The organism is Micromonospora sp. NPDC005197, from assembly GCF_040608295.1.
In the GTDB taxonomy this organism is placed as follows: domain Bacteria; phylum Actinomycetota; class Actinomycetes; order Mycobacteriales; family Micromonosporaceae; genus Micromonospora.
The window spans coordinates 21,940-34,217 of sequence record NZ_JBEXHY010000056.1 but is presented as its reverse complement, the minus strand read 5'-3'; the positions used below and the strand labels follow the sequence as shown (position 1 = coordinate 34,217).

The window sequence follows — 12,278 nt, the reverse complement described above, 5'->3', positions numbered from 1 at the left end:
GGCCACCGCCCGCGCCACCCGCACCGGGCGGCGGGGCGCCAGCGCCGACACCACGTCGGCGGCGGAGGCCAGCTTCGGCTCGCCCAGCACCTCCTCGGCCAGCCGGCGGACCTGCCAGCCGGTCTCGTCGTACCGGGCCAGCAGTTCGTCGGCGGTCGCCACACCGGCGTCGACGAGCAGCCGGGCGGTGGCGGCCACCGGATCCCGCTGAAGGTCCTCGGCCAGCTCGGCCGGGCTGCGGTACGCCGACTCCGCGTCCGCCCCGGCGTGGCCCATCAGCCGGACCGTGCGCAGGTGCAGTACGGCCGGCCGCCGGTGCCGGCGTACCCAGGTCGCGGCCTCCTGCGCCACCTCGTACGCCCGTACCGGGTCGGCGCCGTCGGCGGTGAAGTAGTGGATGCCCGGTTTGGCGCGCAGCGTCGCCTCCACCCAGCCCTCCGGGGAGCGGACGCTGATGCCCAGCCCGTTGTCCTCGCAGACGAAGAGCACCGGGATGCGCAGTCCGGCGTGGTCGTACCAGCCGGCGGTGTTGAAGGCGGCGGTGGCGCTGGCGTGGTTGACCGACGCGTCGCCGAACGAGCAGACCACGATGGCGTCCGGCGGCCAGGGGGCGTGCGCCGCGCGGGCCCCGCTGCCGACCCGTTCCCCGGCCCCGGCACGGCGCCCGACGGTGTCCAGCCGGCGCAGCCGCTCCACGGCCAGCCCCATCCCGACCGCGCGGGGCAGGTGCGAGGCGATGGTGGAGGTGGTCGGCACGATCGCCAGGTCGGCGCGGCCGAACACCTTGTGCCGGCCACCGGCGATCGGCTCCTCGCTGGAGGCGACCATTCCGCGCAGCACGTCCCGGGCCGCCTCGGCGTACGCCGCGAACCCGCCGGTGGGCCGCTCGGACCCGGCCGGCTCGGGCACCGCGGCCGCCTCCGGGTCGGCGGCCGGCTCCGGGTCGGCGGCCGGCTCCCGGCCGGTGGCCGGTTCGGCGTCGGCGGTGTCGGTCGGCGTCGTGGCGTCGGCGACCTGGGCCGCCCGCACGCAGTAGAACGCCCCGGAGCGGTAGTGCAGCAACGCCGGGTCGGTGGGGCGCAGCGCGGCGGCGACCGCCGCGTTGCCCTCGTGCCCGGCCGAGCCGATGGTGTAGAAACCCTCCCCGAAACTGCGCAGCCAACGACCGGCGAGGTCGAGCTGGCGGCTGGTCACCTGCGCGTCGAACAGGTCCAGCAGCTGCGCGCCGGTCAGCGGGGCGTCGTCGGTGACCGGGTCGGCGGGGTCACGCCTCCGCTGCGCGGCGGGCAGCGCCGCCAGCGTCTCCCGGAACCGGTCGTCGAGATCTTGCGGGGTGGTCACGTCCGACAGCATTACCGACGCAGGCCATGCTCGCCCAGTGGGACACGGCCGGCGCCTGTCGACTCACGCCGGGTCGCACGGCTCCGGACAGCCGCCGTCGGACACCTTCCACACCAGGTCACGCAGGGTGGACAGCTCCTGGTCACTCAGCCCGGCCAGGAGTCGGGAGTCGGACATCACCTCGGTCACCCGGTCCCGCACGCCCCGGCCGTCCTCGGTCACCACGAGCGTCTTCTGCCGGCGGTCGGTCGGGTCGGTACGACGCTCGACCAGGCCGGCCTGCTCCAGCCGGTCGACAAGCGCCGTCACGTTGGACCGGTCGCAGCCCAGCCGATCGGCGAGATCCCGGGCGGGCAGTGGACGGTCCGGGTCCAGCTCGTGCAACGCCCGGGCCGTGGCCGGGGTGAGCCCCAACTCGGCGAACGCGGTGCCCTGCCGGTGTCGCAGCGAGGCGGTCAGGTGTGCCATCCGGCGCACCACGTCGGCCGCGAGGCCGGCCCGGTCCACCGGTCGACCCGCCGCGGAAACCACCTCCGGTGCCACCGCCACATCGTACGCACCACGACGACCGCCCAGCTCAACGATCAGGTGCGACCCCACACGGCGACCATGATCGCCCGGGGGGTCAGGCGGGGAGGAAGGAGAAGCGGACCTGGCGGGTGGGATTGTCGCCGTTGGTGTCGACCAGGCAGATGGACTGCCAGGTGCCCAGGGCGAGGCGTCCGTCGAGCACCGGCAGCGTCGCGTACGGCGGGACGAAGGCCGGCAGCACGTGGTCCCGGCCGTGGCCGGGCGAGCCGTGCCGGTGCCGCCAGCGGTTGTCGGTGGGCAGCAGCGCGTCGAGGGCGGTGAGCAGGTCGTCGTCGGAGCCCGATCCGGTCTCGATGATCGCCAGCCCGGCGGTGGCGTGCGGCACGAAGACGTGCAGCAGGCCGTCTCCCTCGCCGGAGACGAAGCTCTGGGCCTCGGCGGTGATGTCCCGGACGGCCGGCCGGGTCCCGGTCTGGACGGTGATCACGTCACTGCGCATACGTCGCATTCTGCCGCAGCGGGCCGGGAGCCCCGGTGCATGGGGAAAGGACGGGTCGTCGCGCTAAGTTACCGACGGGTACCTGTGTTCAGCATCGCGTCGGGGGCACCTAGACGTGACGACGGGTGCCACCAGGGGGCAGGATGGCGCTAGAGACCTATCCCACACACAACCGAGGGAACGCCTGTGGCTACGGAACGCAAGCGCCCGGTGATCAGCGACGGCCTACCGAGCCAGCTTCCGGACATCGACCCTGAAGAGACCAGCGAATGGGTCGAGTCGCTTGACGGTGTCATCGACGAGCGCGGCGCCAAACGCGCCCGCTACGTCATGCTGCGCCTGCTGGAGCGGGCCCGTGAGCGCCAGGTCGGGGTTCCGCCCCTGACCACCACCGACTACATCAACACCATCCCGCCGGAGCAGGAACCCTGGTTCCCGGGTGACGAGCACGTCGAGCGGCGCATCCGGGCGTACGTGCGGTGGAACGCCGCCATGCTGGTGCACCGGGCGCAGCGCCCGGAGATCGGCGTCGGCGGGCACATCTCCACCTTCGCCAGTTCGGCGTCGCTCTACGAGGTGGGCTTCAACCACTTCTTCCGCGGCAAGAACCACCCGGGCGGCGGCGACCAGATCTACTACCAGGGTCACGCCTCCCCCGGCATGTACGCGCGGGCGTTCCTGGAGGGGCGGCTCAGCGAGCACCAGCTCGACGGGTTCCGCCAGGAGCTGTCGCATCCGGGCGGCGGGCTGCCGTCGTACCCGCACCCGCGGCTGATGCCGGACTTCTGGGAGTTCCCCACCGTCTCGATGGGCCTCGGCGGCCTGAACGCGATCTACCAGGCCCGGTTCAACCGGTACCTGCAGCACCGCGGCATCAAGGACACCTCGCAGCAGCACGTGTGGGCGTTCCTCGGCGACGGCGAGATGGACGAGCCGGAGACGTTGGGCGCGATCGGTGTGGCCGCCCGCGAGGAGCTGGACAACCTCACCTTCGTGATCAACTGCAACCTCCAGCGGCTGGACGGCCCGGTCCGGGGCAACGGCAAGGTCATGCAGGAGCTGGAGTCGTTCTTCCGGGGCGCCGGCTGGAACGTGATCAAGGTGGTCTGGGGCCGTGAGTGGGACCCGCTGCTCGCCGCGGACACCGACGGCGCGTTGGTCAACCTCATGAACACCACGACCGACGGCGACTACCAGACCTACAAGGCCGAGTCCGGCGCGTACGTGCGGGAGCACTTCTTCGGCCGGGACGCACGGACCCGCAAGATGGTCGAGCCGCTGAGCGACGACGAGATCTGGAACCTCAAGCGGGGTGGGCACGACTACCGCAAGCTCTACGCGGCCTACAAGGCGGCCACCGAGCACACCGGTCAGCCGACGGTCATCCTGGCGAAGACGATCAAGGGCTGGACGCTCGGTTCGCACTTCGAGGGCCGCAACGCGACCCACCAGATGAAGAAGCTGACGCTGGAGGACTTGAAGACCTTCCGCGACCGGCTCTACCTGGACATCCCGGACAAGGCGCTGGAGGACAACCCCTACCTGCCGCCGTACTTCCACCCCGGTGAGAAGTCCGAGGAGCTGGCCTACCTGAAGGAGCGCCGCGAGCAGCTCGGCGGCTACCTGCCGTCGCGGCGCACCAGCACCAAGCGGCTGACCATCCCCGGTCCGGAGCGGTTCGCCGACGTCAAGCGCGGCTCGGGCAAGCAGAAGGTGGCCACCACGATGGCCTTCGTCCGCCTGCTCAAGGACATCATGAAGGACAAGGAGTTCGGCAAGCGCTGGGTGCCGATCATCCCGGACGAGGCCCGCACCTTCGGCCTCGACTCGATCTTCCCGACCGCGAAGATCTACTCGCCGCACGGGCAGCGCTACACCTCGGTCGACCGGGAGCTGTTCCTGTCGTACAAGGAGTCGACGACCGGGCAGATCCTGCACGAGGGCATCAACGAGGCCGGTTCGGTCGCCTCGTTCACCGCCGCGGGCTCGGCGTACGCCACCCACGACGAGCCGATGATCCCGATGTACATCTTCTACTCGATGTTCGGGTTCCAGCGGACCGCCGACGGACTGTGGGCGGCGGCCGACCAGATGGCGCGGGGCTTCCTGCTCGGCGCGACCGCGGGGCGGACGACGCTCAACGGTGAGGGCCTGCAGCACGAGGACGGCCACTCGCTGCTGATCGCCGCCACCAACCCGGCGGTGGTCGCGTACGACCCGGCGTTCTCCTTCGAGATCGCGCACATCATGGAAGCCGGCCTGCACCGGATGTACGGGGACGCGCAGGAGAACGTCTTCTACTACCTGACGGTCTACAACGAGCCGATCCTCCAGCCGGCCGAGCCGGCCGGGGTGGACGTGGAGGGCCTGCTCAAGGGCATCTACCGCTACTCCCCGGCACCGCAGGTCGACGGCCCGAAGGCCAACGTCCTCGCCTCCGGCACCGGCATGCAGTGGGCGCTCAAGGCCCAGCAGCTGCTCGCCCAGGACTGGGGGGTGGCCGCCGACGTCTGGTCGGTGACCTCCTGGACCGAGCTGCGTCGCGACGCGGTGGAGACCGAGGAGTACAACCTGCTCAACCCGGGCGCCGAGGCCAAGGTGCCGTACGTCGCGCAGAAGCTGGCCGACGCGGACGGGCCGAAGGTCGCGGTCAGCGACTGGATGCGCGCCGTACCGGACCTGATCGCCCGCTGGGTACCCGGCGACTACACGTCGCTGGGCACCGACGGCTTCGGAATGTCGGACACCCGGCACGCGCTGCGCCGGCACTTCCACGTCGACGCCGAGTCGATCGTGGTCGCCACGCTGCGGCAGCTCGCCCGCAGCGGCGCGGTGCCGGCCACCGTGCCGGCCGAGGCCGCCAAGAAGTACGCGATCGACGACGTCAACGCCGCCCCGGTCGGCGAGACCGGCGGCGACAGCTGATCCAGCACGATCGAGAAAGGGCCCGGCGCACCCGCGCCGGGCCCTTCTTGGTGCACCCGCACCCTCGCTCCCGGCCCCGACCGACCGGGCGGACGGCGGGTGAGTGGGAAGCGGCGGCGGTCCGGGGGCCCCTGGCGGGGGCCCGGGGCCACCGCCAGGGGCGGGTGACGCCGGGAGCAGACGCGCCCGTCAGCCGACGGCGGCCAGGTCGGTGAGCCGGGCGAGCGAGTCCTCCAGGTCGGCGCCGACCCGGCGCAGGCCCAGGCGCAGCAGGGCCGCCTTGACCGGGCCGGCCGGCCAGCGGACGACGATGAGTCGCACGATCGTCCCGCCCTCCTCCTCCTCGTCCTCGGTGAGCTGGACGTAGATCTCGGTGCGCGCCTCCGCACGAGCACCGGCACCCTTGGCCCGTTCCCGCCAGCCGATCAGCGTCGGCTCCTGATAGGCGATCACCTCGGCCTCATGCGCCGAACCGCGCCCCGCCTGGACCAGCTGCCGCCGCCCGAAGCCCTCTCCAGAGAGCACTTCGGCCGCGCGGACCCCCGCCAGCCAGGCCGGTAACTGCTCGGCCCGCTGTACGACGTCCCAGACCACTTCCACCGGCGCCGCCACGTGCGCACTGCGTTCCACGAGGATCATTTCCGTCTTTCCTCCAGTGAGGACATCCCACGATATCGGCACTCTATGCGCTAAATCGGACTTACGTGGACGGGTTAGGAAAAAGACACGCCGATCAACCATTGCGGATTGCGCCAACCCGGCCTATGGCGCATTCATCGACAGCGCCCTAGAGTCCCGAACACGTTTCACGTTGACCGGGAGGGCGCATGCCGACCGCACCGATGCCCAAGTTCCCCGCCGGCTTCCGCTGGGGCGTCTCCACGTCCGCCCACCAGATTGAGGGCGCCACCACGGCCGGCGGACGCGGAGCGTCCATCTGGGACACCTTCGCGCGCTCCCCCGGCCGGATCAGCGACGGCAGCAGCGGCGAGACCGCCTGCGACCACTACCACCGGTACGCCGAGGACGTGGCGCTGCTGGCCGGTCTGGGCGTCTCCGCGTACCGGTTCTCGATCGCCTGGCCCCGGGTGCAGCCCAGCGGCAGCGGCGCAGCCAATGCCGCCGGCCTGGACTTCTACGACCGCCTGGTCGATGACCTGCTGGCCGCCGGCGTCGACCCGGTGGCCACCCTGTACCACTGGGACCTGCCCCAACCCCTGCAGGACGCCGGTGGCTGGCTCAACCGCGACACCGCCGCCCGCTTCGCCGACTACGCCGAGCGGACCGCCGCCCGTCTCGGCGACCGCGTCCGGCTCTGGATCACCCTCAATGAGCCGTTCATCCACATGAGCCTCGGCTACGGCATGGGCGTGCACGCCCCCGGCGAGATGCTGCTCTTCGACGCCTTCCCCGTCGCCCACCACCAGCTGCTCGGGCACGGGCTCGCGGTCGCCGCGCTGCGCGCCAGCAGCGCCAGCCCGGTGGCGATCGCCAACAACTACTCCCCGGTGCGGGTGCTCGGCGACCGCGCCGCCGACCGGGCCGCCGGGGCCGCGTACGAGGCGCTGCACAACCGGCTCTTCACCGACCCGCTGCTCGGCCGCGGCTACCCGGAGCTGCCCGGCTTCGACCCGGGCGTCGTCCGCCCCGGCGACCTGGACATCATCGCCGCGCCCATCGACGTGCTGGGGGTCAACTACTACAACCCCACCGGCGTACGGGCCGCCGAGGAGGGCTCGCCGCTGCCGTTCGACCTGGTGCCGCTGGACGGCTACCCGCGTACCGCCTTCGACTGGCCGGTCGCCCCCGACGGGCTGCGCGAGCTGCTCGGCTGGCTGCGTGACACGTACGGCGACGCGCTGCCACCCATCGAGATCACCGAGAGCGGCTGCGCGTACGACGACGCACCCGACGCGGACGGGCAGGTGGCGGACCCGGAGCGCATCGCGTACCTCGACGGGCACCTGCGGGCGGTCCGGGCCGCCATCGACGACGGGGTGGACGTACGCGGGTACTTCGTCTGGTCACTGCTGGACAACTGGGAGTGGGCCGAGGGGTTCACCAAGCGCTTCGGGCTGGTGCACGTCGACTACGCCGACCAGAGGCGTACACCGAAGTCGTCGTACGCCTGGTTGCGGGACGTGATCGCGGCCTCCCGGGACGGTTCGGCGCGGTGACCACCCTCGACCCCGCACCGGCGGCGCTGCCGGCGGCGCTCGCCGAACCGACCGTGCCGGTGCGACGCGGCTGGATCGGTCTGGTCTTCGCGGCCAACCTCGGCGTGTGGATGGCGTTCTTCACCCCGATCCAGGTGCTGCTGCCGCAGCAGATCGAGCGGATCGCGCCCGCCGACAAGGAGACCATGCTGGCCGTGGTCACCGGCCTGGGCGCGTTGGCCGCGGTGCTGGCCAACCCCCTGGCGGGCGCGCTGTCCGACCGGACCTGCCTGCGGATCCTCGGCCGGGAGTTCGGTCGTCGGCACGTCTGGACCGCCGGCGGCGCGGTGCTCGGCGCGGCGGCGCTGGTGCTGCTGGCCCAGCAGCGGACCATCCTCGGGGTCGCCGTCGGTTGGGTCGCCGCCCAGGTCTGCTTCAACGCGATGCTGGCCAGCCTCACGGCCGCCATCCCGGACCGGGTTCCGGTGGCGCAGCGCGGCGCGGTCTCCGGCTGGGTGGGTATCCCGCAGGCGCTCGGGTTGGTGCTCGGCGCGGTGCTGGTCACCGCAGTCGTCACCGGCAACGCCGCCGGCTACCTGGCCATCGCGGTGGCCATCCTGGTGCTGTCGCTGCCGTTCGCGCTGCTCACTCCCGACGACCGGCTGCCCCGCGCGCACCGCCCGGCGCTGCGGGCCCGGGCGCTGTTCGCCTCGATGTGGATCAGCCCGCGCCGGCACCCGGACTTCGCCTGGGCGTGGATCACCCGGTTCCTGGTCCAGCTCGGCAACGCGCTGGGCACCCTCTACCTGCTGTACTTCCTCACCGACGGGGTGCGTTACCCCGACCCCGAGGGCGGTCTGTTGGTGCTGATCCTGCTCTACACGCTCGGCATGATGCTGACCGCGGTGGTCGCCGGCCGGCTGTCGGACCGCTCCGGGCGGCGCAAGGTCTACGTGATCGTCTCCGGCCTGATCATGGCGGTCGCGGCGCTGCTGCTCGCCATCGCGCCGGTCTGGCCGATGGCGATCGTCGCCGCCCTGCTGCTCGGCGCCGGCTACGGCGTCTACCTCTCGGTGGACGCCGCCCTGATCACCCAGGTGCTGCCCCGGGCCACCGACCGCGCCAAGGACCTGGGCGTGATCAACATTGCCAACTCCGCGCCGCAGGTGCTCGGCCCGGCGCTCTCCGCCCCGCTCGTCGTCCACCTGGGCGGGTACCCGACGCTCTACGCGGTCACCGCCGCGGTCACCCTGGTGGGCAGCGCCCTGGTCGTCAAGATCCGCTCAGTCCCCTGAGTCGGGGGGCCGTGGCCAAAAGCGGTCGCCGGCCGCCGTAGGCTGGAGGACGTGACGGTACGTGTGCGCTTCGCCCCCTCCCCGACCGGTATGTTCCACGTCGGCGGCGCCCGCTCTGCGCTGCAGAACTGGATCTACGCCAAGCAGCAGGGCGGGGTGTTCGTGCTGCGCATCGAGGACACCGACGCGGCCCGCAACAAGCCCGAGTGGACCGAGGGCATCCTCTCCGCGCTGGACTGGATCGGCATCTCCCGGGGCAGCTACGAGGGGCCCTACTTCCAGTCGGCGAACGCCGGCGAGCACCGGGCCGCCGCCACCCGGCTCTACGAGTCGGGTCGGGCCTACTACTGCGACTGCACCCGCGAGGACGTGCAGGCCCGTACCGGCTCGCAGTACCAGGGCTACGACGGCTACCACCGCGACCTCGGCCTCGGCCCGGGGCCTGGGCACGCGCTGCGCTTCCGTACGCCCGACGAGGGCACCACCGTGGTCGTCGACCTGATCCGTGGTGAGCCCACCTTCGAGAACAAGCTCATCGAGGACTTCGTCATCGCCCGCGGCGACGGCTCGCCGGTCTTCCTGCTCGCCAACGTCGTCGACGACATGACCATGGGGATCACCCACGTGATCCGGGCCGAGGAGCACCTGCCCAACACCCCCAAGCAGCAGCTGCTCTGGGACGCCCTCGGAGTCAAGCCGCCGGTCTGGGCGCACGTGCCGGTGGTGGTCAACGAGAAGCGGCAGAAGCTCTCCAAGCGCCGCGACAAGGTCGCCCTGGAGGCGTACCGCGACGAGGGCTACCTCGCCGCCGCGATGCGCAACTACCTGATGCTGCTCGGCTGGGCGCCGTCGGGCGACCGGGAGATCGTGCCCTGGTCGGTCATCGAGGACGAGTTCCGGCTGGAGGAGGTCAACCCCTCCCCCGCGTTCTTCGACGAGAAGAAGCTGCGCGCCTTCAACGGCGAGTACATTCGCGCGCTGCCGGTGCCCGAGTTCATCGACGCCTGCCAGCCGTGGCTGACCGGCACCGGGACCATCGCGCCGCCGCCGTGGCAGCCGGAGGAGTTCGACGCCGACGCCTTCGCCGCCGTCGCACCACTGGCACAGACCCGGATCGCCGTGCTCAGCGAGATCGTGCCGAACGTCGACTTCCTCTTCCTGGCCTCGCCGCTGATCGACGAGGCGGCCTGGACCAAGACCATGAAGGACGGCTCGGGCGACCTGCTGGACGCCGCCGTCGCGGCCTTCGAGGCGCTGGAGTCCTGGGACGCCGAGTCGCTGAAGTCGACGCTGGAGGTGGTCGGCGCCGAGCGCGGCCTCAAGCTCGGCAAGACGCAGGCGCCCGTCCGGGTCGCGGTCACCGGCCGCACGGTCGGCCTGCCGCTGTTCGAGTCGCTGGAGGTGCTCGGTCGCGAGCGCACCCTGACCCGGATGCGCGCCGCCCGGCTCCGCCTGCCCTGACAGTCCGACCGGCAGCGGGCCGGCGTCGTACCTACGCGTCGCCCCCTTTGCTCTGCTTCAACCCACGCAACACCCGGTGTCCGAATATCGGACGCGAAGTGTTGCCTCCGCTGAAGCAGAGCAAAGGGGGACGCGGACACCCCGTTCACCAGGCCTGCGGCGATCGTGTGATCAGTGCGCCCGGTTCCTGCGACGGAACACCAGGCCGGCGGCGAGAGCAGCGAGCAACACCAGGCCGCCGAGCGCCCAGAGCCACCAGCGGCCACCAGAGTCGGACCGCTCCGAGGCCGCTGGCACAGCGGACGCCGTTGAGCTGCCCGCCGGCGCCGATGGCGGCCCGCCCGAGGACGGGTTGACTCCCGAGGGCCCGGCCGAGGGCGAGCCGGTCGGCGCTGCCGCCGGGCCGGTGCCGGCGGCCGAGGGGCTGGCGGACGGGTCGGCGGCCGTGCCGGTGGTGAGGGTGAACCGCACCTCGCCCTTGATCGGGTGGCCGTCGCTGGACGCGAGCTGGTACCCGACGATGTAGAGCCCCGCCGCGCCGGGCTTGAACGGCACGCGTACCCGACTGCCGTCGAAGGTCGGCTGCCCGCCGGCGACCACATTGTCCGGTCCGGTTATTGTGATCTTCGTCGTAGCGGGGGCCGGCTTGGCCAGGAACCGAAGCTCGACCCGGGCGGGCGCGGTGGCCACCCGGGCGCCGTCGCGCGGATCGCTGCCGGTCAGCGAGTTGTGCGCGGCGGCCGGTGTCGCCGGGGCCAGCAACGACACACCGAACGCCACGCCGAACACCACTGGCACGACCCGCGCCATTCGTGTAACCCTGCCCCCCATGAACCCCTCCGTAAGGGTACGATCCGCCCGCTGATCAAAACAGCTCCTCATTAGTCGAGCAGAGATCGCAGATAGTTCCAATTACTGTTCCACAAGCTGCAATTCATCGACGTTCTGCGGAGTCTGTGAGAGTGGGCCCGACCGCTCGGTCGGTGTTGTCACCGACCGACCGACCCGGACGTCATGACGAAGCCATCCATCGAACGGGGCGAGGAGGCGGGATGGTCCGACAGATGAGGCGCTGGGTCGCCGTGCTGGCGGGCACGCTGGCGGCGGCACTGCTGGCGCTCGGCACCGCCGGCCCGGCCAGCGCGGCGCCCAAACCGGCACCCGCCGGTGTGGACATCACCGGCGAAGGGCTCACCGAGCCGCTGCGGCTCCGGTCGGACACCCAGCCCACGCACGTGGTGGCGGTCATCGACCAGGTCAACTTCTTCGGTCGTACCGGCATGCCGACCGGGCCGAAGGCAGCCAACCTCGGTCCGAAGTACACGGTCGTGGTGCTCGCCGGTGAGACGCCGAAGCAGACGTTCGACCTCTACCCCAAGGCGGCCGGCGGCCCGCGCGTGTACCGACCGGCCAAGCAGCCGGACGGCCGCAAGACCAGCGCCGGCTGGTTCCTCGGCCGGCTCAGCATGTCCGAGACGCTGCGCACGGCCGGGGTGCCGCTGGAGCGGCAGTTCGACACGGTCAGCGGCGGCGTGGGCGGCGGCGAGCGGGTCCTCCCGGAGGACACGATGGACCCGGCGCGGGACATCGACGAAGCGCTCGGCGAGTTGCAGCGACTGCTGCTGCTCAACGTCGCGGTGATGCTGACCATCACGGTCGGTCTCGCCGGAATCGCCCTGCTGATCCGCCGCCGGACCCGCTGACCTCGGGCGGCGGGTCAGACCAGCCGTCGCGCGGTCAGCACCAGCGGCGCGGCGGGCGCTCCCGTCGGGTGGCCCGCTGACGCGGCCGGACCGGGCCGTGCCGGTGCGCCCCCGCCCACCCGGGCAGTTCGCTGCGGCAGCCGGTGACGTCGTCCGGCTCGGCCGGCACCGGCTCGGTGGCCCGCTGGCGTGGCACGGCCACGTCGTCGTCGGCCCGCTCGGACGGACGGCCGCCGGTCGACTCCGCCGGGTGCGCCGACGCCCCGCCGACCGGCCGGCGCGGCTTGCCGGCCGCCTGCGGGTCGTGGTGCCCCAGCCGGCAGGGCTCGCCCTGGGCGCAGCCGTGCTCGGCCTCCCCGTGCGCCAT

11 protein-coding genes are annotated in these 12,278 nt (G+C 72.1%); 5 read left to right on the top strand and 6 right to left on the bottom strand.

Going from position 1 to position 12,278, the window contains the following annotated elements:
- The 3 genes from ABZU46_RS19060 to ABZU46_RS19050 form a co-directional block, all read right to left on the bottom strand.
- Window positions 1-1,353: thiamine pyrophosphate-dependent enzyme (locus ABZU46_RS19060; RefSeq protein WP_354859496.1), on the bottom strand; the 1,353-nt coding region annotated here is incomplete at its 3' end.
- A gap of 51 nt (window positions 1,354-1,404) precedes the next feature.
- Window positions 1,405-1,809: a MarR family transcriptional regulator gene (locus ABZU46_RS19055; protein ID WP_354859502.1), complete on the bottom strand. Its 405-nt coding sequence runs from the start codon at window positions 1,807-1,809 to the stop codon at window positions 1,405-1,407.
- A 157-nt stretch (window positions 1,810-1,966) separates the two neighbouring features.
- Window positions 1,967-2,371, bottom strand: coding sequence for a YjbQ family protein (locus ABZU46_RS19050; RefSeq protein WP_354859494.1), 405 nt, complete (start codon window positions 2,369-2,371; stop codon window positions 1,967-1,969).
- Between the two features lie 186 nt (window positions 2,372-2,557).
- Between ABZU46_RS19050 and aceE the strand changes: the two genes are divergently transcribed.
- Entirely contained in the window at window positions 2,558-5,296 is a 2,739-nt protein-coding gene (aceE, locus tag ABZU46_RS19045; protein ID WP_354859492.1) for a pyruvate dehydrogenase (acetyl-transferring), homodimeric type, read from the top strand.
- A 189-nt stretch (window positions 5,297-5,485) separates the two neighbouring features.
- On the opposite strand, the gene ABZU46_RS19040 is transcribed toward aceE, so the two are convergent.
- On the bottom strand, window positions 5,486-5,935 hold the full coding sequence (locus tag ABZU46_RS19040; RefSeq protein WP_354859490.1) for an SRPBCC family protein: 450 nt from the start codon (window positions 5,933-5,935) through the stop codon (window positions 5,486-5,488).
- 188 nt (window positions 5,936-6,123) lie between these two features.
- Here ABZU46_RS19040 and ABZU46_RS19035 point away from each other — a divergent pair, with 188 nt between their 5' ends.
- From ABZU46_RS19035 to gltX, 3 genes are read left to right on the top strand one after another with little or no spacing between them, the layout of a single operon-like run.
- A complete protein-coding gene (locus tag ABZU46_RS19035; RefSeq protein ID WP_354859487.1) occupies window positions 6,124-7,473 on the top strand; it encodes a GH1 family beta-glucosidase in 1,350 nt (449 codons plus the stop codon).
- Entirely contained in the window at window positions 7,470-8,747 is a 1,278-nt protein-coding gene (locus ABZU46_RS19030) for an MFS transporter (RefSeq protein ID WP_354859485.1), read from the top strand. The genes ABZU46_RS19035 and ABZU46_RS19030 overlap by 4 nt, the downstream gene beginning before the upstream one ends.
- Before the next feature lie 51 nt (window positions 8,748-8,798).
- Window positions 8,799-10,208 carry a glutamate--tRNA ligase gene (gene gltX / locus ABZU46_RS19025; RefSeq protein WP_354859482.1) on the top strand — a complete coding sequence of 470 codons (1,410 nt, stop codon included), beginning with the start codon at window positions 8,799-8,801 and terminating at the stop codon, window positions 10,206-10,208.
- 171 nt (window positions 10,209-10,379) lie between these two features.
- Here the strand turns inward: gltX and ABZU46_RS19020 are convergent, their stop codons facing one another.
- On the bottom strand, window positions 10,380-11,018 hold the full coding sequence (locus ABZU46_RS19020) for a copper resistance CopC family protein (protein ID WP_354859479.1): 639 nt from the start codon (window positions 11,016-11,018) through the stop codon (window positions 10,380-10,382).
- A 242-nt stretch (window positions 11,019-11,260) separates the two neighbouring features.
- Between ABZU46_RS19020 and ABZU46_RS19015 the strand changes: the two genes are divergently transcribed.
- The gene (locus tag ABZU46_RS19015) at window positions 11,261-11,911 is read left to right on the top strand and encodes a hypothetical protein (RefSeq protein WP_354859478.1); all 651 of its coding nucleotides are present in this window, start codon (window positions 11,261-11,263) and stop codon (window positions 11,909-11,911) included.
- A 34-nt stretch (window positions 11,912-11,945) separates the two neighbouring features.
- On the opposite strand, the gene ABZU46_RS19010 is transcribed toward ABZU46_RS19015, so the two are convergent.
- On the bottom strand, window positions 11,946-12,278 hold the full coding sequence (locus ABZU46_RS19010; RefSeq protein ID WP_354859476.1) for a hypothetical protein: 333 nt from the start codon (window positions 12,276-12,278) through the stop codon (window positions 11,946-11,948).

Coding starts and splice junctions, on each gene's coding strand:
- ABZU46_RS19010 (WP_354859476.1), bottom strand. CDS start 12,278: ATGGCGCACGGGGAGGCCGAGCACGGCTGCGCCCAGGGCGAGCCCTGC.
- ABZU46_RS19035 (WP_354859487.1), top strand. CDS start 6,124: ATGCCGACCGCACCGATGCCCAAGTTCCCCGCCGGCTTCCGCTGGGGC.
- ABZU46_RS19040 (WP_354859490.1), bottom strand. CDS start 5,935: ATGATCCTCGTGGAACGCAGTGCGCACGTGGCGGCGCCGGTGGAAGTG.
- ABZU46_RS19055 (WP_354859502.1), bottom strand. CDS start 1,809: ATGGCACACCTGACCGCCTCGCTGCGACACCGGCAGGGCACCGCGTTC.
- ABZU46_RS19015 (WP_354859478.1), top strand. CDS start 11,261: ATGGTCCGACAGATGAGGCGCTGGGTCGCCGTGCTGGCGGGCACGCTG.
- ABZU46_RS19050 (WP_354859494.1), bottom strand. CDS start 2,371: ATGCGCAGTGACGTGATCACCGTCCAGACCGGGACCCGGCCGGCCGTC.
- ABZU46_RS19020 (WP_354859479.1), bottom strand. CDS start 11,018: ATGGCGCGGGTCGTGCCAGTGGTGTTCGGCGTGGCGTTCGGTGTGTCG.